Origin of the sequence: uncultured Marivita sp., assembly GCF_947488135.1 — a bacterium.
GTDB lineage: Bacteria > Pseudomonadota > Alphaproteobacteria > Rhodobacterales > Rhodobacteraceae > Marivita.
The window spans coordinates 138,990-165,602 of sequence record NZ_CANKYW010000001.1 but is presented as its reverse complement, the minus strand read 5'-3'; the positions used below and the strand labels follow the sequence as shown (position 1 = coordinate 165,602).

Here is a 26,613-nt window from a genome sequence, read left to right as displayed (position 1 = left end):
TCTTTGAAATCAAATTACATAGGCGGGGCCTGTGCGTCCAGAAAAAGAGCGCACAGATCAGTCGGTTGTGGCTTTCAGGCCAGTGCCGCTTCGGCAGCGAGACCCAGCCGCAAGAGCCGCCGTTCATCACGCGGGTTCGCCATGAGCGATACGCCACAAGATGCTGTGCCAGTGGGCAGTGTCAGCACCGGAAGCCCCATCAGGTTACCGATCCGCGTATTCCGCAAGGTCAACAGGTTTTCTGTGACGTAATAGGCGCTGTCCGTCATCAACCGCTCCACATTGGGTGGGGTGATCGGGCAGGTCGGACAGAGAACCGCATCGAACGAGGCCGTGGCTTGGGCATAGATCGCGCGGCAGCGCTCGAGCGTCTGCCAGGCGGCGACATAATCGGCGGCTGTGAAGTCCTTGCCCGAACGGAACCGGGCCAGGATCTCGGCGAACATGATATCAGGATTGGCTTCGATCACGTCTTTCCACGTTCCATAGGCCTCGGAACTGTAGAGAATTGCCGACAGCGCCATCGCTGTTTCGACTTCGGGGATCGCGATGTCCACGATCTCGGCCCCGGCGTCCCGGAATCGCTGCACAGCGTGATCGAAGCCCTTTCGCGGGTCCTCGCGGATGTCGTCGAACGCGGTCGTCGTCAGGATGGCCAACCGCTTGCCCTTGAGCGATGTAGGGGTGAGGTCGATGGCCCCCTCCCCTTTCATCACTGCAAAGAGAAGGGCGGCATCCTCGACCGATTTGCACAGCGGCCCCACCGTGTCGAATTTCGCGGCAAGCGGGACCGCGCCCTTGAGGCTGAGCACGCCGGACGTGGTCTTGAGACCGACCAGATCGTTCCACGCGGCAGGCACACGCACCGACCCGCCGGTGTCTGATCCGATGGCGGCTGGCGCAAGGCCGAAGGCGACGGAGGTTGCGGCACCCGAAGACGACCCGCCCGGAGCGTTGTCGGGGTTGTGGATGTTGGGCGAAGTGGCGGTTTTCGGGTTCAGGCCAAGGCCCGAGAAAGCCAGTTCGCTCAGATGCGTCTTGCCCAAGCAGGCCAGCCCGTGATGTGTGGCCGCTTGCAGCACTTCGGCATCGCTGTCGGGCGTGCGCCCTTCGAGCAGTTTCGAGCCCGCTTCGGTCACGGTGCCTGCGGTATCGAAAAGGTCTTTCCAGCTGACCGGGACCCCGTCCAGGGGCGAGCGGCGCAGCTTGAGGCGGGCGCGCTCTTGCGCGGCTTTCGCCTCGGCCAGCGCGCGATCGGGTGTGACGCGGGCATAGATACGGTCGCGATACGGGTGCGCGTCGATGGCATCGAGGAAGGATTGAGTCAGCTCGACCGGATCAATATCGCCCTTGGCGATGCCGCGCCCCAGATCGGCGGCCGTCATTGTCTGCCAGTCGGTCATCTCATCACTCCCCTGCCCTGCCTGTTTGCGCGACGGTAGCGGCAGAGAAGCGCATGGACAATCCCGACTGCCAGCGCATATCCCAAGGCATGACCCAGACATCCGATATTCTGATTGTTGGCGGGGGGTTGAACGGCCCGATGCTCGCCCTCGCCGCCGCCCGATCCGGGCTGAGCAGCACCGTGATCGACGCGCGTCCCGAAGGCACGCGGCGCAGCGACAATTTCGACGGGCGATCCTACGCACTGGCGCTGGCGTCGGTGCGGATGCTGTCCGCGCTTGGGCTGTGGGACGGTTTGAAGGCGAATGCGCAGCCGATGCACGAGATCAAGGTCAGCGACGGGCGCGCGGGCGATGCCGAGGTGTTCCTGGGCCTGCATTTCAACAGCGCCGAGATCGAGGAAGGCCCGATGGGTCACATGCTCGAAGACCGCTACCTGCGGCGCGCGTTGCTTGAGGCGATGGCGGCGGAACCGCTGGTGACACATCTGGCGGGCGAGACCGTGGTGGATCAGGCGGTCACTGCGTCGGGGGCGACGGTGACGTTGGCTTCGGGCGACGTGCTGTCGGGCAAGCTGATCGTGGGTGCGGATGGCCGACAAAGCGGCACGGGGCAGCGCGCGGGCATCCGGCGCACCGCGTGGGAGTATAACCAGACCGCTTTGGTCTGTGCGATTGCGCATGAAAAGCCGCATGGCGGTGTGGCGCATCAGCTCTTCATGCCTGCGGGCCCATTGGCGATCCTGCCGCTGACGGGCAATCGGTCGTCGATTGTCTGGAGCGAACGCAAAGGGCTGGCCGAAGAGATCAACGCGCTGCCGGAAGAGGATTATCTGACCGTGCTGCGCCCACGCTTCGGTGATTTCCTTGGCGAGATTTCAATGGCCGGGGAGCGGTTTACCTATCCGCTGGGTCTGACGGTGGCCAATCGTTTCATCGCGGACCGGCTGGCGCTGGTAGGCGACGCGGCGCACGGGATGCATCCGATTGCGGGGCAAGGTCTGAACGCCGGTCTGCGCGATGTGGCGGCGCTGGCGCATGTGATCGGCCACGCGGTGCGGCGCGGTGAGGACTTCGCCAGCCCGCTGGTTCTGGCGCGGTACGAGCAATGGCGGCGGTTCGATACTGCGACGCTGCTGACCGCGACGGACGTGTTCAACCGCCTGTTTTCGAATGACAATCCGATCCTGCGTGCGGGACGCGATCTGGGCATGGCCGCGATCAACGCGATCCCGTCGGCGCGCCGCACCTTCATCCGCGAGGCGGCCGGGCTGAATGGCGACCTGCCGGATTTGATGGCCGGGTAAGGTGTAGCAGGTGTGATGAGGTCCTCGGGTCAAGCCCGAGGATGACGAGGCAATGCGAGGCGTCATTGCCGGGCGTGTTTCGGTAATCCCGTTGGTCAGAGGCCCTCGGGTCGGGCCCGATTATGACCGATTACTGAATCCGCATTCCGTTCGCCAGCACATGGCCCTGCTCGTTGATCGTGAGCGAGGATTTGAGGCTGTCCTCGCCTTCCCCCGGTACAGCGAACATGCTCATCATCATGCGCGCGCCCATCGCATCTTCATCGGTGAGCAATCCCATCGCGATCAGCTTGTCGATCAGCGCATTCGCGCCGTCGAGCGTGAGGTTCACGCTGCCGATGGGGCGCGGCAGGCCGTCGAAGGTTTCCAGATCGGTGTTGTCGAAAGTGAACGACCCGGTGCCCCCCAGCTTGGCGCCAGCCGCCTCGATCGTGAGGTCGTTGAGCGTCAGCGCGTTCAATTCGCCCGGTGCCTGACCGGTGGCGTCGACGCGCGCCATTTCGGTCGGATCGAACAGGTTGATGGACGGTGTCACCTGTCCTGTCAGATCGAGCACGATGGTCGCCGGATCACGCGGCAAAGCGGCCCCCGGATCGACCATGTTCCACAGAAGATCGGACATCTCAAAGCCCCGGAACGTCAGACCGAAGGCCATGTCCTGCGGCTCTTCCGCCTTGGCGATCGGAGCCGTGATGTTGAAGGCGCTTTCCGACAGGCTGACGTTGACCGGCACCGGCAGCTCCGGACCCGCGAGGGCAAAGCTCTGGTCAGTGGCCTGCACGTCGTAGCGCAGCGCGCTGCCGTCCATCGCGAACTCGAGCTTTACCGAACCGGTTTCGGTCTCGCCCGTCGTGGTGCCGGTGCTTTCGACCGCCGAAAACTGCATGGCGCCGTCTTCATACCCCAAAGCGCCGCTCGCCGAGAACCCGCCCGAGGCCAGGCTTTCGGGATCGTTGGGGTCGAACCCTTCGGGAAGGTTGGTGGCGCTCGACACATAAAGCGCCGCCATCGACCCTGAAATCAGCGCGACATCGTCGCTTTCGGGATCGTTGAAGGCAACATCGTAGCTGGCCGTGGCTGCCTGTACGTTCTGCGTGATCTGGGTGTCGTCCTGCACGGCAATCGTCGTGGTCGTACCGGACACGTCATCCAGGACAAATTCAAAGCGCGCCTCGTCCCGACCGACCGGGTCGCCATTGACGACAAGTTCGGCCAAAGTGACCGCCAACTGGTTGGCGCTGTAAATGTAGGTCATGTTGCCGGGCGAGCCAGACACCACCACTTCGAGCCCGTCATTGGCGTAGTCGAGCGTCATATCCACGCTCTCCTCATCTTCGGGAGCGGCGTTGATGGTGATCGGAATCGCGGCGGGGAAGGTCATAGACACCGATCCGTCGCCATTTTCGACAAGCGCGATCTCGGACATGGAGACCGCGAAAGTGGTGTTCTCTTCCGGCGCAGTGAATTGCAGGACGACATCGGTCACATCCAGGCCATCGCCGCTTGGCGTTTCCGTGGCGTTGACCGAATAGCCAAAGCCTTGCATGGCGGATTCGAGACCGTCCCAGACCTGCTGCGCGGTCAGATCGGCCAGGGCGGGTCCCGCCGCCAGCCAGAGGGCCAGCGCAGAACAGGATGTAAGACGGGCGGTGCGGCGCATGGCGGTATCCTTCAAAACAAAATGCCATTCCCAACTTCTGCCTCCTGCCCCCGGGGGTCAAGTGGGTGGACCCCGCCCGCAGTCCGAAGTAGCACTGCTGTGAACGAATTAGGGAGGCCATCGCATGACCGATCTCACCGGACGTACTGTGCTGATTACAGGCGCCAGCCGCGGCATCGGTGCCGAAGCTGCGCGGGTTTTCGCCAAAGCGGGGGCCAATGTCGCGCTTGTGGCGCGCTCGGCCGACAGCATCGCCGATCTTGCGGGCGAAATCGGCAAGACCGCCGTCGCCATTCCCTGCGACATCAGCCGCTACTGGGAAGTGGCGCAGGCGGTGGAAAACTGTGTCACCGCGTTTGGCGGTTTGGACATCCTGATCAACAATGCGGGCGTAATCGAACCCATCGCCCGCATGGACGAGGCCGACCCCGAAAGCTGGGGTCAGGTGATCGACATCAATCTCAAGGGCGTGTTCCACGGGATGCGCGCGGCATTGCCGGTGATGCAGGCGGCTGGCGGCGGGACCATCCTGACCGTCAGTTCCGGCGCAGCGCATGGCCCGGTCGAGGCCTGGTCGCATTACTGCGCATCCAAGGCCGGGGCGGCGATGCTGACCATGTGCCTGCACAAGGAAATGGCGGATCACAGCATCCGCGCGATGGGCCTGTCACCCGGCACCGTGGCCACCCAGATGCAGCGCGAGATCAAGGCGAGCGGCATCAACCCTGTCAGCCAACTGGATTGGTCCGATCACATTCCGGCCGACTGGCCCGCCAAGGCGTTGCTCTGGATGTGCGGGACCGATGCGGACGCCTATCTGGGCGAAGAGATCTCGTTGCGGGATGAGAACATCCGCAAAGAGGTCGGCCTGCTGTGATCGAGGTCGAAAACGACGGCACGCTGTGTGTCCTGACCATAAACCGCCCGGACAAGGCCAATTCACTGACCGCCGACATGCTCGAGGCGCTGTGTGTCGGCGTCGAGGAGGCGCGCGGCGCTCGGGCGATCATCCTGACCGGTCAGGGCAAGGTGTTTTCGGCCGGGGCCGACCTTGAGGCGGCGAAGGCCGGGCTTGCCCTGAGCCCGCTATGGGAACGGCTGTCGGGTGCCATCGTACGGCATTCCGGACTGACCATCACCGCGCTCAACGGGACTGCCGCCGGGGGCGCGTTGGGGATGGTTCTGGCCTGCGACCTGCGGATCGCGGTGCCGGGCACCAAGGTCTTCTATCCGGTGATGAAGCTTGGCTTTTTGCCGCAACCCTCGGACCCGGCGCGCTTGTCTGCGCTTGTCGGTCCGTCGCGGGCAAAGATGATCCTGATGGCGGGACAGAAGATACCGACCGACGACGCCCTGACCTGGGGTCTGATCGACGAGATCGCGGACCCGGATCACCTCATGGATCGCGCCCGCGAGCTGACCCACGATGTCTGCGGCGCCACACCAGAGCACGCGCGCGCCATCAAGGGGCTGATTGCGCAGAGTTTGCCGTAATCACCTTGACCCGACATGGCGGCTTCTTACGTTGGCCGCACCGCAGCAAAGAAGGAACGCATCATGGCCCAGCATCTGCATATCGTTTTTGGCGGAGAACTGGTGACGCCCACAGAAAACGTCTTCAAGGATCCCGAAAACATCCATGTCGTCGGCATCTTCCCGGATCGCAAATCGGCTTATGACGCATGGAAAACCGAAGCGCAGCGGACCGTCGACAATGCCCACATGCGCTATTTCATGGGCGATCTCGAACAACTGATGGCGGCCAGCACGTCGGACCCCGAAGCGCAGGACTGACCACTTGCCGCGCAGGCCCTTCAGTCTGACCGCCTATCTGGCGCTGGCGCGGGGACAGGACCGGCTTGTCGGCGAAGCAGCGCTTTGGCCGGATCGTCCCGCAGGCCCGATACTTTGGCTGCACAGCGACACGCGCGCCCGCTTGGAGACGCTTCTGACGCTGGTCAAACGCCTGCAACAGCAGCGCGATGATTTTTCGGTTCTGCTGACCTGCGATTCGACCCAAAGCGACAATTTCGACCTGGACGGTCATCCCGTCAGCGCACCGCCTTCGGAAACGCTGAGCGATGTTCACAGGTTTCTGCATCACTGGCGGCCCGACATCCTTGTCTGGGCGGGAAACGGGTTGCGGCCCGCGTTGATCCACGAGGCCGCCGAGCAGGGCGCGCATCTTTTGCTGGTGGATGCGGCAGACGCGACATGGCGGCAACCGTCCAAGCGTTTCCTGCCGGACGCATCGGCCGGGGCCTTGAGCCTCTTTCATGTCATCCTCGCCCAGGATCGCAAAGCCGCGACCCGCCTGCGCCGATTGGGTGTTCTGGAGGACCGGATCGAGGTGGCCTCGCCGCTGGAACCCGAGGTGTTTCCCCTGTCGAGCCACGATGGGCTGCACGAAGAGATGACCCATGCGCTGGCGGGTCGTCCTGTCTGGCTGGGCGCTCTGATCCAGCGCGACGAGGCCGACGCGGTTTTGCGCGCGCACCGACGCGCCGCCCGGCTGGCGCATCGCCTGCTGCTGGTGGTGGTGCCTGCCGATCCGCAGGACGAGCCCTTCATGGCCGAGCAATGCCAGGACATCGGATTGCGCTTGGCCAGGTGGGAGCACGGCGAGATGCCAGACGAAAACACGCAGGTATTGCTTGTGGCGGACGATGCCGAACTTGGGCTTTGGTATCGTCTCGCCCCGCTGTGCTTTCTGGGTGGATCGCTGGCGGTCAAGACCGGGGGTCAATCGCCGATGATGGCAGCGGCCCTTGGATCCGCAATCCTTTACGGCCCGCATGTCGGGCGTCACCTCGACGCCTATTCGCGGCTCGTGGCGGCCGGTGCTGGAAGGATCGTGAAGGACATGGAATCCTTGAGCGCCGCGGTCTCGCATCTCATCGCCCCCGATCGCGCGGCGGCGATGGCGCATGCGGGGTGGAACGTGGTGTCAGCGGGTGCGGAAACGGTCGATCTGGTGCTGACGCAAATCAACGAATGGCTGGATGCGATGGAGGGTGCGCCGTGAAGGCCCCCGCCTTCTGGGACGCGCCGCCTGATGCACCAGGCCTTCGCGCACGGCTTCTCAGCCCGCTCGGCGCGATCTATGCCGCGCTGACGGCACGTCGGTTGCGCACCGGGACACCGGTCCGGGTGGGGGTTCCGGTGATCTGTGTCGGCAATGTGAATGCCGGCGGGACGGGCAAGACACCGACGGTCATCGCACTGATGCAGATGCTGGCGGATATGGGCAAGACCGCGCATGTCGTGTCGCGCGGCTATGGCGGGTCAATGGAGGGTCCGATCCGCGTTGATCCACGTCGGCACGGCGCGTCGGATGTGGGCGACGAGCCCTTGTTGCTCGCGGCCTTCGGAACGGTTTGGGTGGCGAAAGATCGCGCGGCAGGCGCGCGGGCCGCGGTCGACGCGGGTGCAGAGGTGATCCTGCTGGATGACGGGTTACAGAACCCAGCGCTGGCCAAGGATTTCACGCTGATCGTGGTCGATGCATCCCGTGGTTTCGGCAACGGGCGCTGTATCCCGGCGGGGCCCCTGCGCGAACCGGTGGCCCGTGCGATGGCGCGCGCGGACCTGGTGCTGTCCATCGGTCCGGACGACGCGCAGGCGCGGTTCGCGGATCAGTGGGGCGCAGAGATAGCGATCCCCCACTTGACCGGCCAGCTTGCACCGTTGCAGACTGGCATGGATTGGGACGGCTTGCGCTGCCTGGCCTTCGCCGGGATCGGCCATCCAGAGAAGTTCTTTCTCACACTCCGCGACCTCGGGGCGGACCTCGTCGAAACGCGGGCGCTGGACGATCACCAACCGCTGACCTCTGCCCTTCTTGCGCGGCTGGAAAAGGACGCGCAGGCGGCGCGGGCCCAGCTTGTGACGACCGAGAAAGACGCGGTGCGTCTACCGCAAAGCTATCGGATGAAAGTTTTGACCGTGCCGGTTCGCCTTACCCTATCGGATGACGCCCCACTCAAAGACGCGCTGCAAAAGCTGTTCGCTTAGATCACTCCGCCGCCAGCGGCATCTCGTCCGTCTGTCCGGTCGCCGCGATCTCGGCGATGACGCTGCGGAGCAATTTGCGGAAGTTGTGGAAATTGGCGTTCGGGCGCACCTGTCGTTCGTCCATGTAGATCGAGCGGTCGATCTCGATCTGCACAGCGTGTTGATTGCGGGAGGGGCGGCCGTAGGCTTGGGTGATATACGCGCCGGCAAAGGGTGTGTTGCGCGCCACGACCAACCCGGCATCTGTAAAGGCCGCTTCGATCTGATCCACGACCGTCTGGCTAGCCGATGCGCCGAACCGGTCGCCCAAGACGATCTGCGGACGGCGGGCGGTTGATTTGGCGACCCCGTCCAGCGCCTCGTGCGGCATCGAGTGGCAATCGATCAGGATCGCCTCGCCGAAGCGCGTGTGGGCCTGCTGGATCAATTTGCGCAATTGGGTGTGGTAAGGATGCCAGAATTGCGTGATCCGGCGCTCCGCTTCGGCCAAAGGCAATTTGCCGCGATAGATCGGGCGGCCATTCGCCACGACACGCGGGACGACCCCAAGCCCGGACGCGATCCGGGGGTTGTGGGTCTGACGCCGGACACCTTCGATCAGTGCAGGGTCCAGTTCCTCGGCAGAGCGATTCAGGTCGATATAGGCGCGCGGGGCGCCTGCCTTGATGAACGGGGCGCCGAATTGCGGGGCGCAATCGAACAACCGGTCGACAAACGCATCCTCGGACGACCTGATTGTCACCTCGTCCAGAGCCGTGTACCGCATGAAATTCCAGCTGTAGTCGCGACCCGAATGCGGCGACGCGAAGACCACCCGCGAGGTGTGGGCTTCCGGCTGAACGAGATGGTACGCGACTTTGGGCATATGCTCTCCCTATGTCCCATACATAGACTGATTTTTTCTCTGACCAAAGCCCTTGATCCCCGTTACGACTCCTTTTATAGACCGCTCCACCGGCGCGGCTTGACGCGCCCCTTTTGTTTGGGGTGTGTGAATCGTAACGGCTCAAAGGGCGATTAGCTCAGTGGTAGAGCACTTCGTTGACATCGAAGGGGTCACAAGTTCGAACCTTGTATCGCCCACCATTGAATTCGCCGTCTCGGGCTTTGGCTCGGGGCACCCGCAACCACCAAGGCGCTCGCGCGCCGCGATAAGAGGAGAGACCCAATGAAGGTCAAGAACTCGCTTCGTTCGCTGAAGAACCGCCATCGCGACTGCCGCGTTGTGCGCCGTAAGGGCCGCGTTTACGTCATCAACAAGACGCAGCGCCGGTTCAAAGCCCGTCAGGGCTAAGCGGACCCCGCAGATTTTGCGAGAAAGCCGTCCTTTGGGGCGGCTTTTTTGTTTGTCGGAACGACGCTGGCCTCTCATCCCGAGATTTCGGGGACATGCACCGGACTGGCAAAAAAATAGTCCTCCGGGCGAACCGAAGATCATGCGCGTTCGCACTTGCGCTGATTACGTATTATAGTTGACGCACCACATGCGACACGGAAGGACGCCGCGATGTCATCCCATGACGAAGACAAGGTTTCAGGGCGCCTGAACGGTGAACAGATGGAGCCTGCCAAGGCCGACGGCCTTCCTGAGCGGCTTCTATATATGATCCTCATCGCGATCATGATTTCCGTCGCGCAAACGGTGCTGGGCGTCATGACCATCGTGCAATTCGTCATCATGCTGGTGAACAACAAGCAGCCGAATGAACGACTGGCGGAGTTCGGCACCGATTTAGGCATCTGGATAGCCAAAGCCGCGCGGTATCAGACCGCTGCCAGCAACGTGAAGCCCTGGCCCTGGACCGAACTGGATTGACGATCACCGCCGCCGGGTCGGGCGACGGTGATCGTATGTCCTAGCGCAGGATCGTGTCCGCCATCAGTCGGACGACAGTCGCCTGATCCAGATATCCCGAAACGCGCAGGTTGCGGGCGTCCTGGTAGCGGCGAATGGCGCGGCGGGCGCTTTCGTCAAATGTTCCGTCCACCTCACCGGGTTCGAGACCAAGATCGGCGAGCCGTCCTTCGGCCAGACGCCGCGTGACCGCGTTGAGACCCAGCGCCGCCTCTTCGGCCTGTGCCCGTTCCTGTATCGCGATCTGCTCGGAATTGTTGTTGAAATAGTCGATCCGCGCGCGCGCCTCTTCGGTAAAGGCCCCGTTCGGACGTTCCGCCAGATAGGCGCGGTAGCCTGCTTCGGTGTCGGTCTCGCGCGCGATCTGCCAGCGGCGGCGATCTTCGTCTTCGGCCTGGGCACGGCGCTGCGCTTCGATATCGTCCAGCCGACCTTGCGCCTCTTCGGCATAAAGCCCGTCGGGGAACCGTTTGAGATATGCGCGGAACCCCGCCTCATCGCCCTGCGCTCCGGTCTCGGACCAGAAAGTGCGGTCCTGCCGCTCCAATTCGGCCTGCCGCTGGCGGGCTTCTTCCTCGAGCTCCGCCGCGCGGCGTTCGGCCTGGGCATCAAGACGCGCAATTTGGTCGGAATCGAGATAGCCCGACGCGGTCAAACCGTTCTCGTTCTGCCAAGCGGTCAGCGCCCCGCGCGTGCCGCGCCCGAAGATGCCGTCGATGCCACGGGTGTTGTAGCCCAAGAGCGAGAGATCACGTTGGATTTCGCGCCGGGCATCCCGCGACAGGGACAAGTCCGTCTCGGCCTGTTTTTCGCGGTAGAAGGGCTCGGACCGTATCGTGGTCAGCCGTTGCCGGGCCTCGCCTGCATTCCGGCCTTCGGGAAACGCGGCGAGATAGGTCTCGTAACCCGCCTCCGTATCAGCGGCGAGCGCCCGTTGCCACGCGGCCGTGTCCTGGGCCGTGCGGTCGTCGTTTGATGTCTCGTTCTCGATCTGCGGCAAGGTGACATCGGTGCCTTCAAACAGCGGCAATTCACGCGGCATGAAGCCCAGAAGGCTCAGCCCTGCCTCTCGTGCGAGGGGCAGCACGTCTTCGCCGGTCGCATCGGACAAGCGGTCCACGAACCGCGCCGCATCTCCTGCCGGGCCGATCGCCACGGTCACGCCCTGCGGAATGTCGCGGAGCGGCAAGGTCAGGGACACACCCGCGGGAAGCTCCCATTCGGTCTCCACCTCGCCCAGCACGATCAGCGCGCGTCCGGGATATTCAGCGGCCACCGCATAAAGCGCGTCGAGCGGGAAACCGTCGGTCAGGATCTGCCCGAGTGTCATGTCCTCGGACGCATCCGCCGGCAAAAGATAGCTGCCTGCCACCGTTGACACGAACCGACCGGTCAGAACCATGCCGACATCGTCGGTGGTGGCATCGAGCCCATCGGTGAACGACCGCAACGCCTCGCGCATCGCATCCGCCTGCGCCTCGGTGACGAGGCTGACATCCGCGCCGCGGTCCTCGAACGCGGCTTGCATGTCGTTCAGATCGCCGCTGCCGGTGAGCCTCTGCAACACACTCGGATCGCTGTTGCCGATGATGAGCAGATCGCTGGTCGCCCAAGCCGGGCTGACCAGCAGCATCGCCGTGGACATGGAAAGAGCCAGTCGTTTCATAGGGAATCCTCCGTCACTTCGGAGGAATAACGCACGAAACGCGAAAGTTATCCAATAACGACGGTTTAATCGTAGCTGCGGGCGTCCTCGATCACCAAACCGTCGCGCGGCAGTTCACCGGGCGAGACCAGTTCGACCCGTCCCTTGAGCTTGAGTGTCTCGGCGATGCTGGGTTCGAACGCTGCCGGATCCTTGGCGCTGGTTTCGATCAGAACGGTCATCACATCCATTTCGCCATCGCGACTGGCAACGACACGGGCGCGGTCGATCTCGGCATGTTTCGCCACGAGAGCCGCCACCTGTTCGGGGCGGACGAACATGCCCTTGATCTTTGTCGTCTGATCGGCGCGGCCCATCCAGCCCTTGATACGGGCATTGGTGCGCCCGCATGGGCTTTGACCGGGCATCATGGCGCTCAGATCGCCTGTCGCAAAGCGCACGAGCGGATAGTCGGGGTTGAGTGATGTCACCAGCACCTCACCCACCTCGCCCGCGGCGACCGGATCGCCTGTGCCGGGGGTGACGATTTCCACGATCACGCCTTCATCAAGGATCATGCCCTCCATCGCCGGGCTTTCATAGGCGATGTTGCCAAGGTCTGCCGTTGCGTAGCATTGCAGACAGGAAATACCCCGGTCCAGATAATATTGCCGCAAGGACGGAAAGAGCGCACCGCCACCGACGGCCGCTTTCACGATCCCCAGATCGACTCCCATCTCGTCGGCTTTCTCAAGGATCACCTTGAGGTAATCCGGCGTCCCGGCATAGGCGGTGACGCCAACGTCGCGTGCCGCCTGCACCTGCAATTCGGTCTGACCGGTGCCTGCGGGCAGCACGACCGCACCGACTGCACGGGCGCCGTTTTCAAAGATCATGCCCGCCGGGGTCAGATGGTAGCCGAAGCAGTTCTGAACGATGTCCGTGGTGCCAATCCCCGCCGCGTGCAGGAAGCGCCCCATACGCCACCAGTCACGCGTCACGCCACCGGGTTCGTAGATCGGCCCCGGCGATTGGAAAATATGCGCGAGATTGGACACAGGCACACCGCCGAAAGGGGGTTCGTCCTTCTGGCGCTGGCTCAGATCGGATTTCCGCAGAGCCGGGAGCTTGGCCAGTTCCGCGAGATCGCCAAGCGGGTCGAACCCGTGCGACGGCAACAGCGCGTTCAGCGCCTCGAGCTGGTCAGCGGCGCGTTGATCCGCGCTGCGGGTTTCCAGATCATCGTAATGGGTGTTCATACCGCTCTCCTTGTGAGCCGTCGTTTCATCGAATATCGCCTGTCACCCCGGGAAGCACCCGGGCCGGCAGGTCGGAAAAATTGCGTCCGTGATAGGTCGGCACGCCAAGCGCCTCGATCTCGAGCAGCGCCTCGAGCGCCTTGCGATTGGTCCGCGCCACCGGTTCACGCAGCAGCACCGCGCGGATGCGGCCCGGAAAGCGTTTCACCGCGTCGAGATAGACCTGCGCATCCTTTTGCCCGGTGTCGCCCAGCAGGAAAAACGCCAACCCCGGATTCGCCGACAGGATCGTGTCGACCGCCGCGCCCTTATGGTTCTGATGACTGGCGCCAACCACGCCGTCATCGCTGATCCCGAGGTCGCGCAGGAACATCGGTCCCGGCACCAAACCCGCCCGCGCAAAGACCTTGTCCAGAAACGCATGCAGGTTCCACGGCGACGAGCTGACATAATAGACAGGGTTGCGCCCCTCCTCGGCCAAGCGGTCCATCAGCGCCTTGCTGTCGGGAAACACCCTGCGGGTCAGCGCATTGCCGGTGAAGGTCGTCCAGAGATTGCGGGCCAGGGAATGCGCGCCGGTCATCATCATGGTGTCGTCGATGTCCGAGATCACGCCGAACCGCGCCTCGGGCTTGGGCACCAGCGCGGGCATTGCGACACGGGTGTCCGGCGCTTCGGCCAGTTCCGCATCGACCGACAGCCATCCCGCCGCGTCTGCCGGGCGCGGCAGTTTCAGGGTCACATAACCTTCGGCGTTGCTTCGGGCTGTCACGCCGTCGGCGCGCACCGGCACATCCGCAACTTCGCTGGTGAAAAAAAGCGATGCCATTTCCTTGAAATTCGTCCAGCGCGATTGGTCCGGATCCGGTGCATCGCGGCGCACTGCCGAGAGGACACGCCCCTGCAATACCAGATGGTTCGGGTCCGCGTAGCCGCGATAGGCCTGCAACATCGGCGCACCGCTTCGTTGAAACAGCGTCTCGATCAGGCGTTCCGCAGATTTAAGCCGTCGCATCAGGCCAACCAGCGTTTCCGCCGACGATAGGACCGCACGTCCCGGAACGACTTGCGCCCGTCATCCGACACGCCGAGGTAGAATTCCTTGACATCCGGATTCTCGCGCAACTCGGCGGCGGGGCCGTCCATCACGACACGGCCGTTTTCGAGAATGTAGCCCTCATGTGCGTAGCGCAGGGCCACGTTGGTGTTCTGTTCGGCCAGAAGGAAGGACACGCCCTCGTTCTCGTTCACCGATTTCACGATCTCGAAGATCTGTTCGACCAGTTGCGGCGCAAGACCCATCGATGGCTCATCCAGAAGGATGGTCTGGGGGCGTGACATCAGCGCCCGGCCGATTGCTGTCATTTGCTGTTCGCCGCCTGACGTATAGCCCGCCTGCGATTTGCGGCGCTCCTTGAGGCGGGGGAAATAGGAATACACCAGGTCGAGATCGTCCTGGATCGCGCCCTTGCCGTCCTTGCGGGTATAGGCGCCGGTCAGCAGGTTTTCCTCGACCGTGAGGTGGCCAAAGCAATGGCGGCCCTCCATAACCTGGATCACACCACGCTTGACCAAGGCCGCCGGGTCCAGGTCCTGCACCCGTTCGCCCTTGTAGATGATCGAGCCTTTCGTGACCTCTCCCCGCTCGGAATGCAGCAGGTTGGAGATCGCTTTGAGCGTGGTCGTCTTGCCCGCGCCATTGCCGCCGAGAAGCGCGGTGATGCCGCCTTGTTTGACCGACAGGCTCACCCCCTTCAGCACGAGGATGACGTGATTGTAGATCACCTCGATATTGTTGACCTCAAGCAGGGTCTCGTCTGTGCGTCCGGCGTCGAGCATGATTTTACCAAGTGATAAAATTTCAGGGAAACCACCGGCGACACGGATCGCCGCCGGTGGCAAGACTTGGCCTTAGTTGGTGGCCGAGCACTCTTCGTTCATTTCCCACGGTGCGTTCGACGACGCGTATTCCGCAGAGGCTTCGGCGATGAGGTCGGAATAGCCTTCAACATTCGCTGTCAGCAAATCGGACGCTTTCACGAACTTCGTGCCGTCCCATTCCAGCATCCAGCCACCCGAATGACCGGTGTGGTTGGCGCAGGAGGTCGAGAACGGCGGCACCATCCCTTCCATGCCCAGCTCAGCGATCCGCTCTTCAGTGAGGTTGATGTTCTCGAGCCCCCAGCGCAACTGGGTCGCGTCGATCTCGGCTGTATCGAAGTTTTCCTGAGCGTTCTTGATCGCCTCGGCGAGGATCATCGACATGACAAGACCACGACCGTAGAACACGCCCTGCATCTCTTCTTCGTTGGTCTGGCTCAGGCCAGCATCGATGACCCGCTCCTTGATCTCCTGCATGACAGGCGCGTCCATGTTGGGGAAGGACCACGAGATCGACTTGTAGCCTTTGCCGTCTTCACCGACGAGCTTGAGGTCTGCATCGTGACCGGCCCACCAGACGCCCACGAACTGATCCATCGGGTATTTGGTCTTCACCGCTTCGGTGATGGCGCCCGCATTCATCGCGCCCCAACCCCACATGACCACGTAATCCGGACGCTCGCGGCGGATTTGCAGCCACTGCGCAGATTGGTTCTGCATTTCCTTCAGACCAACCGGGATCGGCAGGAGCTCAAAGCCTTTGTTTTCAGCGTGCATTTCCATGACCGGAAGCGGTTCCTTGCCGAACGGGTGGTCGAGATGCAGGAACGCGATCTTCTTGCCTTCGAGCGACCCTTCGCTTTCGAGGTACTGCACGATCATGTCCGCCGCGTCCCAGTAGCCTGCGGGCATGTTGAACGCCCACTGGAACACCTTGCCGTCCGCCATTGGCGAGAAGCCGTAGCCGGGGGCAAGGATCGGGATCTGATCCACATTGGTCTTGGGCAGAACCTGGAGCGTGATGCCAGTGGACCAGGGCTGGGTCACGATGGCCTGACCCTTGGTCTTTTCGTAGCATTCGACGCCCTTTTCGGTGGAATAGCCGGTCTCGCACTCCTCGAAATCGATCCTCGCGCCGCCGATGCCGCCATCACGTTCGTTGAGCAGCGTCATGTAGTCGGCCTGGCCGTTCATCAGCGGAATACCCGTGGCCGCAAAGGGACCGGTCCGGTAGGCAAGGTTCGGCGTGTAGAGTTCTTGCGCAATCGCCGCCGTGCCAAGCACGGTGCCAAGCGCGACCGCGGTGGCCAGTTTGGTAAAGTGTTTCATGGTTGTCCTCCCATTGGAACTGTCATGTTGCTCTTGGTTCTTGGTCTTGGGCCGCGACCGCGTCAGTGCGGGAACGGCCAGATGATGAGTTTCTCACGGATCAGCCGCCAAAGCTGATTCAACCCGTGTGGCTCGATAATCAGGAAGAAGATGATGAGCGCCCCGACGATCATCACGTTGATATGCTCGATCAAGGCCGAGTCGATGCGGAAGCCCTGCAATTGCGCGTAGCCGTAGACCAGCGTCACCACACCAAAACCCAGAGCCGCGCCGACGCCCCAAAGATTGCGTGCGACCCAGAACAGGAACGTTGCCGCCGCGATCAGCGCGACCAAAAGGATGGCGGACGGCGCCGAGATCTCGAACACCTTAGTGCCTGCGACCACGTTCAGAACGACCGGCAAGCCGACGATCAGGATCGCTCCGAGGTAGTTGCCCATGATCGACCCCAACCCGCCGATGATGGCGATGAAGAGCACCTGGAACGACAGCGGAATATCAAAGACGTTCGGCTCTGCCGCACCTTTCCACATGAAGACGTAAAGCGCGCCCGCAACACCCACGACATAGGATGACACGGCAAAGGCGGTCAGCTTGGACTTCATCAGGTTGATCCCGATCAGCTCTGCCGCGATGTCCATATCGCGCGTGGCCTTCCAGGTCCGCCCCAGATTGCCGCGCGTCAGGTTGATGCACAGCAGAGTGAGCAGCGTGACCACGAACAGAACGATGTAATATTCGGTCACCGAAGCCGCCTGCGGGCCAGACACGAAGACGCCGAACATCTCGAGGTTGGGCACCTGGATCGCGCCGGAGGCGTTGTAGTTATAAAGCCAGGCCCATTTCTCGAACAGCCAGACCAGGAAGAACTGCGCGGCCAGCGTTGCGATGGCGAGGTAGAACCCCTTGATCCGCAGGCTGGGAATGCCGAAGACGACACCGATCCCCGCACTGAACACCCCCGACAACAGGATCGCAATAATCGGATTCATCCACGGAAACAGCGTGACCATCTTGTAGCAGGCATAGGCCCCCACGCCCATGAAGGCCCCGGTGCCAAGGCTCAACTGCCCGGCAAACCCGGTGAGGATGTTCAGCCCCATCGCGGCCAGCGCGTAGATCAGGATCGGGATCAACAGGGTCTGGAACGTGAATTCCGATGCCGTCATCGGGAAGATCACCCAGCCGAAGATCAGGATGATCGTCAGCAGGATCGCATCCTGCCTGACCGGGAAAAGCGCCTGGTCGGCGACATAGCTCGACTTGAACTGACCTGCCGTGCGGTAGAGCATCAGGCGGTCTCCTCTTCGTTGATCACTGCGCGATTGCGCGGCTTGGCATATCCGGTCGCCTCACTGTGTCGGATCAGCCAGAAATAGGCCCACAGGCCCAAAGCTCCGCCCATCGCCGCCAGAAGGATCGCCATCACCGTCTGCGATCCGGCGTCTGACCCGCTTGACAGGGCAAGGTAGCCGAAGGCCCAGAACCCGGACCACGCGATGACGTTGAGAAGTGCGATCAGTTTTGCCATGTGAGTTACCTTCGATCTTTCCACAGGCCGGGCACTCGGCCCGGCGGCTCTTTCGTACAGCGCGCCCCGCGCCGCGTCAGACCCTCTCGATGATCCGCTCCCCGAAGAGCCCTTGCGGACGGAACAGAAGAACGATCAGCGCAAGAACGAAGGCAAACCACGTTTCGGTATTTCCGCCCAGCAGGGGCTGGCCCCAGTAAATCTCGAACAGTTTTTCCAGGATGCCGATCATCAGGCCACCGACGATGGCCCCGGTGATCGATTCCAGACCACCCAGCATGAGCACCGGCAGCGCCTTGTAGGCGATGACCTCAAGCGCAAAGCTGACCCCGGCCCGCGCGCCCCAGGCAATGCCGGTGACCAAGGCGATGATGCCCGCGATGAACCAGACCAACACCCAGATCGTCTGGAGCGAAATACCCACCGACAGCGCCGCCTGATGGTCGTCGCCCAGCGCCCGGATCGCCCGGCCCATCTGGGTATAGTTGAGGAAGGCCAGCAGCCCAGCGACCAGTAAGGTCGCGACGATCACCACGGTGATGTCCAAATGTTGCAAGATCAACAGACCGCCAAACGGTTCCAGCACCGTGTCACCAGTCGGAATACCCAGTTCTTCGGTGATCATCACCTTGTTTTCACCGCCAAAAATCGTCTCGCCAAAGCCGATGAGGAACAGCGTGATCCCGATGGTCGCCATGAAAAGGATGATGTCCGGTTGGCCCACAAGCGGCCGGAGGACCACCCGCTCGATGACGACCGCGAGGACGAACATCACGCCCAGTGTCAGGCCGACGCTGATCCACGCTGGTACGCCCATGGCGAAGAGGCCCACCAGAGTAAGGGCGGCGAACACCACCATGATCCCTTGGGCGAAGTTGAAGATGCGGCTCGACCGGAAGATCAGCACGAACCCCAATGCGATCAGCGCATAGAGGATGCCCGAGACCAGCCCTTCCCACAGCACCTGCATGAGGAAGTCCGGCGCTTCGACCATGTCCACGAATGGCGCGATGAAGATGTCGTTCAGCATGTCTGCTCCCTCAATGCGGCACGCCCAGATAGGCGTCGATCACATCCTGATTGTTGCGCACCTCGTCCGGGGTGCCGTCGCCGATCTTCTTGCCGTAATCCATGACGACCACGCGGTCGGAGAGGTCCATCACGACCCCCATGTCATGTTCGATCAGGCAGATCGTGGTGCCGAATTCGTCGTTCACATCGAGAATGAAGCGGCTCATGTCCTCTTTTTCTTCGACGTTCATCCCGGCCATCGGTTCGTCCAGCAACAAGAGAGACGGCTCCGCCGCCAGCGCGCGCGCCAGTTCGACCCGTTTCTTGAGGCCGTAGGGCAAACGCCCGACCGGGGTCTTGCGGATGTTTTGAATCTCCAGGAAATCGATCACCCGCTCGACCTTTTCGCGGTTCTCCATTTCCTCGTCCCGGGCCTTGCCCCACCACAGCGCCTGACTGGCGAGCCCGGCGTTCATGTGGGTCAAACGCCCGGTCATGACGTTGTCGAGCACGGTCATCCCTTCGAACAGCGCGATGTTCTGGAACGTGCGCGCGACGCCCTGGCGCGCCACTTCGTACGGCTTCATCGGCGGACGCTTGGACCCCTTGTACCAGACCTCGCCTTCGGATGGCGTATAGAAGCCCGAAATCACGTTGAGCATCGACGACTTGCCAGCGCCGTTCGGACCGATGATGGCGCGAACCTCGCCTTCGTGAATGTCGAACGAGATGTCCTGAATGGCCACCACACCGCCGAACCGCAGGGTGATGTTGCGCATCTCCATCAGCGTGCCGCCGATCTGGCGACCGTCTGCGGTGACGTATCCTTCGGTGTCTTTCATTGCCCTGCTCCCTTGGTATTCGCCAATGGGGTCCATGATTTATTAAGGGGTCTAGAGAATCTTCGTACGAAGATTCTTGGCCCTGCCCATAAAATTCTGGAACCGTGGGCGCGATCAAAAGGACTTGCACAGATCATCATTCGGCTGCCAACGTCTGCCGGGTCGCTGGAACGACCTTGGCATCGCGGATTTCCAGCGTCGCCTTGATCTTGCCCTTGCGCCCGTCTTCGTAGGTCACCTCGGTTTCGGTGTAGATCGACTCTGACCCATCGTAGAGCGCGTTCACGAGGTCCTCGAACTTCTCGCCGATGATCTTGCGGCGCACCTTGCGCGTCCGGGTCAGTTCTCCGTCATCGGCGTCCAGTTCCTTGTGCAGCACGAGGAAGCGATGCACCTGGCAGCCCGATAGCATCTCATCCTGCGCGATGCTGGCGTTGACCTCTTCGATATGTGCCTGGATCGTGTCGAGCACCTGCTTGTGGCCTGCCAATTCCTGATACGACGCATAGGCGATGTTGTTCCGCTCGGCCCAGTTGCCGACCGCTGCAAGGTCGATATTGATGAAGGCGCAGCACCGGTCACGGCCCGCTCCGAATACGACTGCTTCCAGAATGTTGGGATAGAACTTCAGTTTGTTCTCGACGTATTTCGGCGCGAACATTGCGCCATCCGCCATCGCGCCCACATCCTTGGCCCGGTCGATGATGCGCAGATGGCCTGTCGATTCCTCGATGAACCCGGCATCCCCCGTCGCGACCCAGCCTTCGGGGTCTTTCGTATCGGCAGTCGACTCGGCGTTCTTGTAGTACTCCACGAACACACCCGGCGACCGGTAGAACACCTCGCCCTTGTCGGAGATGCGGATCTCCACACCGGGGGACGGAACACCCACCGTGTCCGACCGCACCTCGCCATCGGGTTGCTGGGTGATGAACACCGACGCCTCGGTCTGGCCGTAGAGCTGCTTCAGGTTGATCCCCAGGGACCGGTAGAAATCGAAGATTTCCGGCCCAATCGCCTCGCCCGCCGTATAGCCGACACGCACGTTGGAAAAGCCCAGCGCGTTTTTCAGAGGGCCATAGACCATGATCTCACCCAGCTTGTATTTCAAAAGGTCGAACGTGCTCACGTCGTGACCGTCGAGAATGGCCGGACCCACCTTGCGGGCGTGCTCCATGAAGTAGTCAAAGGTCTTTTTCTTGAACGCGCCGGAATCTTCCATCCGGATCATGATCTGCGTCAGCTGCGTCTCGAACACGCGCGGCGGTGCGAAATAGTAGGACGGCGCGATCTCGCGCAGATCGGTCATCATCGTTTCGGGGCTCTCGGGACAGTTGACGCAGAACCCGGACCAATAGGCTTGACCGATCGAGAAGATGAAGTCCCCCACCCAGGCCATCGGCAGATAGGCCAGAACCTCGTCATCGACCTTGAGGTGATCGAATTCGGACGACGCCTTGGCCGTTTCGATGATATTGCGGTTGGACAGCACGACGCCCTTGGGCTTCCCCGTCGTGCCCGAGGTGTAGAGCATCACGCAGGTGCTGTCGTAGTTAAGCTTGGCGGTCCGCGCCTGAAGCTCCCTGATGAACTCATCATAGGACGCGCGCCCCTGATCCTGCACATGGCTGAACTGGTGCAAGCGCGTGTGGTCATATTTCCGCAGGCCGCGCGGATCGAGGTAGATCATGTGCTCGAATTGGTGCAGGCGATCCTGCACCTCGATCACCTTGTCCACCTGTTCCTGATCGCTGACGATGGCGAACCGTGCGCCGCAATGGTCGAGCACGTATTCCATCTCTTCGGCAACGGAATCCTGGTAAAGCGGCACCGGGATCGCGCCGACGGATTGCGCGGCGACCATCGACCAATAGAGATACGGGCGGTTGCGTCCGATGATCGCGATGAAATCGCCCTCATTGACGCCGAGGTTCAAAAAGCCCAGCGCCAAGGCTTCGATCTCCTGGGCCGTCTCAGCCCAGGTCCAGCTTTGCCAAATCCCGTATTCCTTTTCGCGATAAGCCGGTGATGCGCCATGTTGCGACGCATTGCGAGCCAGTAACGCGGGAATCGAGCGTAGTCCTTCTACGCCCTCGGACATATACGCCAATACGTTTCCTCCCATTGCCCGGGACATCCCGAACCGATCGCTTTGCGCGACTCTGCGTCAAGATTGGGCTTAAGGCAGTATGAGGGTCAACTTTTTCCTGAAGTTTTCTCAATCCTTACGAATTGTAACAGCGCAGCCTGTCGGTCTTTGCGCCACGCGCGTCCGGTGATAGCCAGAACAGGCTAGAACCATCCGCGGATTTCGCCCCATGCAAACCGACGCGCTCATTCAGGCCGGGTTGAACCTGATCGGACAGGCCCTGTCGATCTACGACAGTGACCTCAAGCTCGCCGCCTGCAACGCGCGTTTTGCCGAAATGTTCGATCTGCCCGATCGGCTGACCAAACCCGGCGCCGATTTCGAAGACACGATCCGCCACCTGGCCGCGCGCGGCGAATACGGAGAGATCGACGATTTTGACAGCTTCATCCGGGTCCGTGTCGAACAGGCCCGCGCGTTCCAGCCGCATTACATGGAGCGCAGCCGCGCCAATGGCCGCACGATCAGTGTCGAAGGCGCGCCCCTGCCGCAGGGAGGATGGGTGACGGTCTATACCGACATCACCGAGGTCAAATCTCAGGAACAGCTTTTGCGCACCCGGTCCGAGCTTTTGTCGGAAGAGGTGCTTGCCCGCTCCGAGGAACTGGCCGCCACCAACCGCAAACTGGCTGCCACCGTGTCCGCCCTCGAAGAGGCCCAGCGCGAACTGACCGAGATGGAGGCGCGTACCCGCCTCACCACCGAAATGATGCCCGCCCATATCGCCCATGTGGACAGCGCCGGTCGATACACGTTTTCCAACCGCCGCTTGTCGAACGTCATGCCGGGGCGTCCGTCACAGATCGTCGGCCTGCACATTTCCGACGCGCTGGGGGCCGATGCCTATGCCCGCGTTCTGCCGCATCTTCAAATGGCGCTTGCCGGTGATCCATCGACCTTCGAATTTACCGACGGGATCAGCTCCCGGCGCATCCGCGTGGCCTTCACCCCCGACGAAACCGAAAACGGCGTCTACATCCTGTCGATGGACGTGACCGAGGAAACCCAGGCCCGGGCCGCGCTTCAGCAGACCCGCCGTCGCGAAATGGCGGCTCAACTGACCTCGGGGCTTGCGCATGATTTCTCCAATCTCCTGACGATCATCCTTGGCATGCAGTCCAAGCTCGCACGCATGGACCTACCCTCGGACGCCGATCCACTGATCACCGCGACCCTTCAGGCCGCCCGCCGCGGCGGGGATCTCTTGAACCGTATCGCCGACATCACCGCACATCGCGCGTGGCGGCCAGAACCGCTCGACATGCAGATTTTCCTGTCGGACCTGCACACGCTTGCCGCGCCATCCATCCCGGATGGCATCGCGCTCGACATCGCCAGCCCGATCAACCGCCGCATTCTACTTGATCCCGGTCAGTTGCAGGACAGCCTGCTGAACCTCATCCTGAACGCCCGTGACGCGTGCGGGATCACCGGGCGCATCCAGGTGTCCGTCACCGAGATTCGCGATACATGGATCGACTTCACCGTCGAAGACACCGGACCCGGCTTTTCCGAAGAGGCGCTCAAACACGCGCTCGATCCGTTCTTCACCACCAAGGGCGATGGCGGCTCGGGCCTTGGCCTGTCGATGGTCTACGACATGGCCAAGCTTGCCGGCGGTCAGGTGCGGATCGGCAATATGAGCAGCGGCGCGCGCGTGTCCCTCCGCCTGCCGTTGCGATACGCCGCACGGCATCAAGGCAACGAGCTGGTGTTGCTGGTCGAAGACAGCGCCGATCTGCGCGCCACGATCCGCGAGATGCTGACCAGCCTCGGTCATAGCGTGATCGAGGCCACGTCCGTCGACGAGGCTCTGGCCCTGGCGCAGGGCGTACCCGATATCGCCTTCGTGCTCTCCGACATCTCTCTCGAAGGCGCAGGCTTGGGAACTGAACTGGTCAACTCGCTCCCGAGAAAACCCGTCTACCTCATGACCTCCCTCCCGGCCTCGGATCCGCGCCACCAGGATGCCGCGTCGAAAACTGCGGTCCTTCCCAAACCGTTCTCCGAATCCGATCTGGCCACGTTTCTGGGACACAAGGTGGACGCGGCATGAACAAGCCCCTGATCACAATTCTCGACGACGAGCCAGCGATCCGAAATATGCTGTCAGAAGCGCTCGAAGATGCGGGTTACGACACGCTTACCTTCGCCCGAGCAGCCGAATTCGAGGCCGCCTTGCGCCGCACAACCCCGGATGTCTGCCTCGTCGATCTGGGCCTGCCGGACCGCGACGGGCTGAGCCTCGTGCACCGTCTGGCACTTGAACAGGGGGCGACGGTCATCATCATTTCAGGTCGCGCACAGGTGCAGGACAAGATCACCGGGCTGGAACTGGGGGCGGACGATTACATCATCAAACCTTTCGATCCCGCCGAGGTGGTCGCCCGCGTCCGCGCCCGCCTGCGCACCCGCGCGGCCCCGGCGTCCACCGGTCAGACCGCCCGTTTCAACGGCTGGACCGCGCATTTCGACCGGTATTCGCTGGAGGATGAAACCGGCACCGAAACGCCGTTTTCCCATGCCGAGGGTGAGGTATTGCGGCTCTTTCTCGAAAGCCCCAACCGCCTGATCACCCGCGACTACATGCAGGACAGCCTCGGCGGCGCGGCGGGCGACAGTTTCGATCGCGCAATGGATGTGCGGATCTCGCGCCTGCGCACCAAGCTGCGGGAAGACCCCAAGAACCCACGCCTGATCAAGACGATCTACGGTGCGGGGTACATTTTTCTGGGCGAGGTTATCTGGAGCTAACCACCGACCACCACCCTGATCGACGGCAGAATTGCGGCTGCCACAACGCCCACCAAAGCGCCGATGCCGAAGCGGATGGCAGGGCGACCGAGGCGCGGTCCGGACAGGCTGAGCACGCCGCAGACAATCGCGTAGAATACCAGCGCCGTCACATCCATGCCCCGCTCTCCTGTCGATCGGTCAGAGGCTATCACATCACCCGAGCGCTTGCACGGCCCGGGCCAGAACACGAAGACCGGTGATCAGATCAGCCTCATCCGTGTCCTCCCCGAAATCATGGCTGATCCCACCAATCGACGGCACGAAAAGCATCGCCACCGGCATCAGCTTCGACACATTGGTCGCGTCGTGCAGCGCGCCCGACGGCATCGCGCGCCACCGGCCCGGCACCTCTGTTTCGGCTGCGGTCTCCAAAGCCCCGCGCAGGCGCATATCCATGTCCACCGGCTCCAGCCCAAGCATCGGTCCGAAGTTCAAACCAAACCCGCCCGATTTCGCCACCTCCTCCGCCGTCTCCCGGATGATCGTCTCCATCCGACCCAGGCGATCCGCATCCCCATCGCGCCATTGCATCGAAAACGTCAACCGCCCCGGAACGATGGAGGACGCATTCGGGTGCAGCGTGACATGCCCGATGGTCCAGACCGTTCGTGGCGTCACCACATTGGCGAAGCGCTCCGCAATCAGGGTGTTGAACTGCGACAGGGCCTGAAATGCATCGCGCCGCCCCGGCATCGGCGTCGTCCCAGCGTGGTTCTGCTCACCGGTGAAGGTGATTTTCATGTCCCGGATGCCGACGATCGCATCGACCACACCGATCGCCTCGCCCTCTCGGTCGAGCACCGGACCCTGCTCGATATGCATCTCTAGGAATCCCGTAAACCGCGCCGGATCGACAAAGCTGTCCGCGCGACCCGGCATCAACCCTCTGGCGGAGCCGAAGGTGACACCGTCACGGTCCGTCAATCCATCCGCCTTGTCCAACGCGAGAGTGCCCGACCACACCGCCGATCCGGTCGTCACGCCGAACCGGCCTTCCTCGTCCTCGAACGACACGACCGATACCGCCGGCCCTCCCGCTTCGACAGACGCGCGCGCAACTTCCAGCCCGGCAATGACCCCAAGCGCCCCATCGAGCCATCCGCCCTCGGGTTGGCTGTCGGAATGTGATCCAACCAGAAGCGAGCGTCCTTCCGCAAGCCCAAAGACCGACCCCACCGGGTCGACATGAACGGAGAGGCCGGTATCCTTCATTCGGCCCGCCAACCACCGGCGCGCGGCGATGTCGGCTTCGGAATAGGCCGGTCGGACCACGCCTTTCCCAACGCCTGCCGCCCCGAATTCCCGCAACTTGTGCAAATCGGCCAGAAAGCGCTCGGGTTGAATGGGCAGCATGACACGGGTCCTTCTTCTTTTTCCAACTACGTACGCATGAAATCGCAACAAGCTGATTGGTATTCATGCGCGTCACCGCACCAAACGCGTGTCGGCCAAAGGGCGCAAGCCCGACGCCGAGAAAAAAAAAGCGCGCCCTTTGCAGGGCGCGCGCATCACCTTCACCAAAGCGAAAGCTACTCGTCGAAGGGCTGCAACCGCTCGAGTTGCTCGACGGTCATCTTGCTGACGTAGTGCGAGCCGCTCCAAGTCAAAGCCTCCAACGGGACGCTCACATCCGAGTCGCCAAGATCCAGAAAACCGCCAATCTCAAGCAGGAAGCCCGCCGGATTGCCCTCGGCATCTATGAGGATCTCCTCGACCTCGCCGATCTTTTCGCCGTCAGCGGTGCGGACATCCACGTCTTCGACCGATTGCAGATACGTGTCGTCCCGCGTCTCCACGGTGCCGGCAGAGCCGGTTTCGGCGTCCTGCCCATAGGCCGCGCCCGCACAGAGCATTGCTGCGAGTGTTGCGGTTCGTGTCGTCAAATAAGTCATATCACGTCTCCCGAATGGTTCATCGGGAAAACAAGACAA

At 62.3% G+C, this 26,613-nt stretch carries 26 protein-coding genes and 1 tRNA gene; 11 read left to right on the top strand and 16 right to left on the bottom strand.

The features are described from left to right. Positions 1 to 74 precede the first annotated feature (74 nt). Entirely contained in the window at positions 75 to 1,403 is a 1,329-nt protein-coding gene (locus Q1B16_RS00830) for an amidase family protein (RefSeq protein WP_299783993.1), read from the bottom strand. 53 nt (positions 1,404 to 1,456) lie between these two features. Between Q1B16_RS00830 and Q1B16_RS00825 the strand changes: the two genes are divergently transcribed. Then, entirely contained in the window at positions 1,457 to 2,710 is a 1,254-nt protein-coding gene (locus Q1B16_RS00825; RefSeq protein ID WP_299783991.1) for a UbiH/UbiF/VisC/COQ6 family ubiquinone biosynthesis hydroxylase, read from the top strand. A gap of 130 nt (positions 2,711 to 2,840) precedes the next feature. Here the strand turns inward: Q1B16_RS00825 and Q1B16_RS00820 are convergent, their stop codons facing one another. Beyond that, positions 2,841 to 4,370: a DUF2125 domain-containing protein gene (locus tag Q1B16_RS00820; RefSeq protein WP_299783989.1), complete on the bottom strand. Its 1,530-nt coding sequence runs from the start codon at positions 4,368 to 4,370 to the stop codon at positions 2,841 to 2,843. 124 nt (positions 4,371 to 4,494) lie between these two features. On the opposite strand from Q1B16_RS00820, the gene Q1B16_RS00815 reads away from it, so the two are divergent. The 5 genes from Q1B16_RS00815 to lpxK all read left to right on the top strand — a co-directional run bounded on the left by Q1B16_RS00815 (position 4,495) and on the right by lpxK (position 8,384). Then, positions 4,495 to 5,247 carry an SDR family oxidoreductase gene (locus Q1B16_RS00815; protein WP_299783988.1) on the top strand — a complete coding sequence of 251 codons (753 nt, stop codon included), beginning with the start codon at positions 4,495 to 4,497 and terminating at the stop codon, positions 5,245 to 5,247. Continuing rightward, positions 5,244 to 5,864, top strand: coding sequence for an enoyl-CoA hydratase/isomerase family protein (locus Q1B16_RS00810; RefSeq protein WP_299783986.1), 621 nt, complete (start codon positions 5,244 to 5,246; stop codon positions 5,862 to 5,864). The genes Q1B16_RS00815 and Q1B16_RS00810 overlap by 4 nt, the downstream gene beginning before the upstream one ends. 63 nt (positions 5,865 to 5,927) lie before the next feature. Beyond that, positions 5,928 to 6,164: a DUF4170 domain-containing protein gene (locus Q1B16_RS00805; RefSeq protein WP_299783984.1), complete on the top strand. Its 237-nt coding sequence runs from the start codon at positions 5,928 to 5,930 to the stop codon at positions 6,162 to 6,164. 4 nt (positions 6,165 to 6,168) lie between these two features. Then, positions 6,169 to 7,395, top strand: a complete 1,227-nt coding sequence (locus Q1B16_RS00800) for a glycosyltransferase N-terminal domain-containing protein (protein WP_299783982.1) — start codon at positions 6,169 to 6,171, stop codon at positions 7,393 to 7,395. Further along, the gene (gene lpxK, locus Q1B16_RS00795) at positions 7,392 to 8,384 is read left to right on the top strand and encodes a tetraacyldisaccharide 4'-kinase (RefSeq protein WP_299783980.1); all 993 of its coding nucleotides are present in this window, start codon (positions 7,392 to 7,394) and stop codon (positions 8,382 to 8,384) included. Before Q1B16_RS00800 ends, lpxK begins: the two co-directional genes overlap by 4 nt. Before the next feature lies 1 nt (position 8,385). Here the strand turns inward: lpxK and Q1B16_RS00790 are convergent, their stop codons facing one another. Then, a complete protein-coding gene (locus Q1B16_RS00790) occupies positions 8,386 to 9,249 on the bottom strand; it encodes an N-formylglutamate amidohydrolase (RefSeq protein ID WP_299783979.1) in 864 nt (287 codons plus the stop codon). Positions 9,250 to 9,395: 146 nt separating this feature from the next. On the opposite strand from Q1B16_RS00790, the gene Q1B16_RS00785 reads away from it, so the two are divergent. From Q1B16_RS00785 to Q1B16_RS00775, 3 genes are all read left to right on the top strand, one after another. Further along, positions 9,396 to 9,470 (top strand) — tRNA-Val (locus Q1B16_RS00785). A gap of 82 nt (positions 9,471 to 9,552) precedes the next feature. Beyond that, the gene (ykgO, locus tag Q1B16_RS00780) at positions 9,553 to 9,678 is read left to right on the top strand and encodes a type B 50S ribosomal protein L36 (protein ID WP_008562923.1); all 126 of its coding nucleotides are present in this window, start codon (positions 9,553 to 9,555) and stop codon (positions 9,676 to 9,678) included. Positions 9,679 to 9,891: 213 nt separating this feature from the next. Next, positions 9,892 to 10,200, top strand: a complete 309-nt coding sequence (locus tag Q1B16_RS00775; RefSeq protein WP_299783977.1) for a DUF4389 domain-containing protein — start codon at positions 9,892 to 9,894, stop codon at positions 10,198 to 10,200. Between the two features lie 40 nt (positions 10,201 to 10,240). On the opposite strand, the gene Q1B16_RS00770 is transcribed toward Q1B16_RS00775, so the two are convergent. From Q1B16_RS00770 to Q1B16_RS00725, 10 genes are all read right to left on the bottom strand, one after another. After that, the gene (locus Q1B16_RS00770) at positions 10,241 to 11,905 is read right to left on the bottom strand and encodes a peptidoglycan-binding protein (RefSeq protein WP_299783975.1); all 1,665 of its coding nucleotides are present in this window, start codon (positions 11,903 to 11,905) and stop codon (positions 10,241 to 10,243) included. Positions 11,906 to 11,970: 65 nt separating this feature from the next. Continuing rightward, on the bottom strand, positions 11,971 to 13,143 hold the full coding sequence (locus Q1B16_RS00765) for an AMP-binding protein (RefSeq protein ID WP_299783973.1): 1,173 nt from the start codon (positions 13,141 to 13,143) through the stop codon (positions 11,971 to 11,973). A 25-nt stretch (positions 13,144 to 13,168) separates the two neighbouring features. Then, entirely contained in the window at positions 13,169 to 14,158 is a 990-nt protein-coding gene (locus Q1B16_RS00760; protein WP_299783971.1) for a phosphatase domain-containing protein, read from the bottom strand. Next, a complete protein-coding gene (locus tag Q1B16_RS00755) occupies positions 14,158 to 14,982 on the bottom strand; it encodes an ABC transporter ATP-binding protein (RefSeq protein WP_299783969.1) in 825 nt (274 codons plus the stop codon). Before Q1B16_RS00755 ends, Q1B16_RS00760 begins: the two co-directional genes overlap by 1 nt. Before the next feature lie 72 nt (positions 14,983 to 15,054). After that, complete coding sequence (locus Q1B16_RS00750; protein ID WP_299783967.1) at positions 15,055 to 16,353, bottom strand: ABC transporter substrate-binding protein; 1,299 nt, start codon at positions 16,351 to 16,353, stop codon at positions 15,055 to 15,057. Positions 16,354 to 16,415: 62 nt separating this feature from the next. After that, complete coding sequence (locus tag Q1B16_RS00745; RefSeq protein ID WP_299783965.1) at positions 16,416 to 17,645, bottom strand: branched-chain amino acid ABC transporter permease; 1,230 nt, start codon at positions 17,643 to 17,645, stop codon at positions 16,416 to 16,418. Next, positions 17,645 to 17,884: a hypothetical protein gene (locus Q1B16_RS00740; RefSeq protein WP_299783963.1), complete on the bottom strand. Its 240-nt coding sequence runs from the start codon at positions 17,882 to 17,884 to the stop codon at positions 17,645 to 17,647. The genes Q1B16_RS00745 and Q1B16_RS00740 overlap by 1 nt, the downstream gene beginning before the upstream one ends. A 76-nt stretch (positions 17,885 to 17,960) precedes the next feature. Then, on the bottom strand, positions 17,961 to 18,914 hold the full coding sequence (locus Q1B16_RS00735; RefSeq protein ID WP_299783961.1) for a branched-chain amino acid ABC transporter permease: 954 nt from the start codon (positions 18,912 to 18,914) through the stop codon (positions 17,961 to 17,963). Between the two features lie 10 nt (positions 18,915 to 18,924). Beyond that, positions 18,925 to 19,737 carry an ABC transporter ATP-binding protein gene (locus Q1B16_RS00730; RefSeq protein WP_299783959.1) on the bottom strand — a complete coding sequence of 271 codons (813 nt, stop codon included), beginning with the start codon at positions 19,735 to 19,737 and terminating at the stop codon, positions 18,925 to 18,927. A 136-nt stretch (positions 19,738 to 19,873) separates the two neighbouring features. Continuing rightward, positions 19,874 to 21,838 (bottom strand): AMP-binding protein, encoded by a 1,965-nt coding sequence (locus Q1B16_RS00725; protein WP_299785952.1) that lies wholly within the window; start codon positions 21,836 to 21,838, stop codon positions 19,874 to 19,876. A 217-nt stretch (positions 21,839 to 22,055) separates the two neighbouring features. Between Q1B16_RS00725 and Q1B16_RS00720 the strand changes: the two genes are divergently transcribed. Both Q1B16_RS00720 and Q1B16_RS00715 read left to right on the top strand, forming a co-directional pair. Next, a complete protein-coding gene (locus Q1B16_RS00720) occupies positions 22,056 to 23,942 on the top strand; it encodes a PAS-domain containing protein (protein WP_299783956.1) in 1,887 nt (628 codons plus the stop codon). Further along, positions 23,939 to 24,640 carry a response regulator transcription factor gene (locus Q1B16_RS00715; protein ID WP_299783954.1) on the top strand — a complete coding sequence of 234 codons (702 nt, stop codon included), beginning with the start codon at positions 23,939 to 23,941 and terminating at the stop codon, positions 24,638 to 24,640. Before Q1B16_RS00720 ends, Q1B16_RS00715 begins: the two co-directional genes overlap by 4 nt. On the opposite strand, the gene Q1B16_RS00710 is transcribed toward Q1B16_RS00715, so the two are convergent. The 3 genes from Q1B16_RS00710 to Q1B16_RS00700 form a co-directional block, all read right to left on the bottom strand. Then, a complete protein-coding gene (locus Q1B16_RS00710) occupies positions 24,637 to 24,798 on the bottom strand; it encodes a hypothetical protein (RefSeq protein WP_299783952.1) in 162 nt (53 codons plus the stop codon). The genes Q1B16_RS00715 and Q1B16_RS00710 overlap by 4 nt on opposite strands. A gap of 37 nt (positions 24,799 to 24,835) precedes the next feature. Continuing rightward, complete coding sequence (locus tag Q1B16_RS00705) at positions 24,836 to 26,035, bottom strand: hydantoinase/carbamoylase family amidase (RefSeq protein ID WP_299783950.1); 1,200 nt, start codon at positions 26,033 to 26,035, stop codon at positions 24,836 to 24,838. Positions 26,036 to 26,211: 176 nt separating this feature from the next. Beyond that, the gene (locus Q1B16_RS00700) at positions 26,212 to 26,574 is read right to left on the bottom strand and encodes a PRC-barrel domain-containing protein (protein ID WP_299783948.1); all 363 of its coding nucleotides are present in this window, start codon (positions 26,572 to 26,574) and stop codon (positions 26,212 to 26,214) included. Positions 26,575 to 26,613: the final 39 nt, after the last annotated feature.

Bases quoted from the DNA above. Each gene is read 5' to 3' on its own strand.
- Q1B16_RS00755 (WP_299783969.1), bottom strand. From the start codon at position 14,982: ATGCTCGACGCCGGACGCACAGACGAGACCCTGCTTGAGGTCAACAAT.
- ykgO (WP_008562923.1), top strand. From the start codon at position 9,553: ATGAAGGTCAAGAACTCGCTTCGTTCGCTGAAGAACCGCCATCGCGAC.
- Q1B16_RS00735 (WP_299783961.1), bottom strand. From the start codon at position 18,914: ATGCTGAACGACATCTTCATCGCGCCATTCGTGGACATGGTCGAAGCG.
- Q1B16_RS00790 (WP_299783979.1), bottom strand. From the start codon at position 9,249: ATGCCCAAAGTCGCGTACCATCTCGTTCAGCCGGAAGCCCACACCTCG.
- Q1B16_RS00710 (WP_299783952.1), bottom strand. From the start codon at position 24,798: ATGGATGTGACGGCGCTGGTATTCTACGCGATTGTCTGCGGCGTGCTC.
- Q1B16_RS00740 (WP_299783963.1), bottom strand. From the start codon at position 17,884: ATGGCAAAACTGATCGCACTTCTCAACGTCATCGCGTGGTCCGGGTTC.
- Q1B16_RS00745 (WP_299783965.1), bottom strand. From the start codon at position 17,645: ATGCTCTACCGCACGGCAGGTCAGTTCAAGTCGAGCTATGTCGCCGAC.
- Q1B16_RS00825 (WP_299783991.1), top strand. From the start codon at position 1,457: ATGGACAATCCCGACTGCCAGCGCATATCCCAAGGCATGACCCAGACA.
- Q1B16_RS00715 (WP_299783954.1), top strand. From the start codon at position 23,939: ATGAACAAGCCCCTGATCACAATTCTCGACGACGAGCCAGCGATCCGA.
- Q1B16_RS00730 (WP_299783959.1), bottom strand. From the start codon at position 19,737: ATGAAAGACACCGAAGGATACGTCACCGCAGACGGTCGCCAGATCGGC.
- Q1B16_RS00750 (WP_299783967.1), bottom strand. From the start codon at position 16,353: ATGAAACACTTTACCAAACTGGCCACCGCGGTCGCGCTTGGCACCGTG.
- Q1B16_RS00765 (WP_299783973.1), bottom strand. From the start codon at position 13,143: ATGAACACCCATTACGATGATCTGGAAACCCGCAGCGCGGATCAACGC.
- Q1B16_RS00820 (WP_299783989.1), bottom strand. From the start codon at position 4,370: ATGCGCCGCACCGCCCGTCTTACATCCTGTTCTGCGCTGGCCCTCTGG.
- Q1B16_RS00770 (WP_299783975.1), bottom strand. From the start codon at position 11,905: ATGAAACGACTGGCTCTTTCCATGTCCACGGCGATGCTGCTGGTCAGC.
- Q1B16_RS00815 (WP_299783988.1), top strand. From the start codon at position 4,495: ATGACCGATCTCACCGGACGTACTGTGCTGATTACAGGCGCCAGCCGC.
- Q1B16_RS00775 (WP_299783977.1), top strand. From the start codon at position 9,892: ATGTCATCCCATGACGAAGACAAGGTTTCAGGGCGCCTGAACGGTGAA.
- Q1B16_RS00830 (WP_299783993.1), bottom strand. From the start codon at position 1,403: ATGACCGACTGGCAGACAATGACGGCCGCCGATCTGGGGCGCGGCATC.
- Q1B16_RS00705 (WP_299783950.1), bottom strand. From the start codon at position 26,035: ATGCTGCCCATTCAACCCGAGCGCTTTCTGGCCGATTTGCACAAGTTG.
- Q1B16_RS00805 (WP_299783984.1), top strand. From the start codon at position 5,928: ATGGCCCAGCATCTGCATATCGTTTTTGGCGGAGAACTGGTGACGCCC.
- Q1B16_RS00725 (WP_299785952.1), bottom strand. From the start codon at position 21,838: ATGTCCGAGGGCGTAGAAGGACTACGCTCGATTCCCGCGTTACTGGCT.
- Q1B16_RS00700 (WP_299783948.1), bottom strand. From the start codon at position 26,574: ATGACTTATTTGACGACACGAACCGCAACACTCGCAGCAATGCTCTGT.
- Q1B16_RS00760 (WP_299783971.1), bottom strand. From the start codon at position 14,158: ATGCGACGGCTTAAATCTGCGGAACGCCTGATCGAGACGCTGTTTCAA.
- Q1B16_RS00720 (WP_299783956.1), top strand. From the start codon at position 22,056: ATGCAAACCGACGCGCTCATTCAGGCCGGGTTGAACCTGATCGGACAG.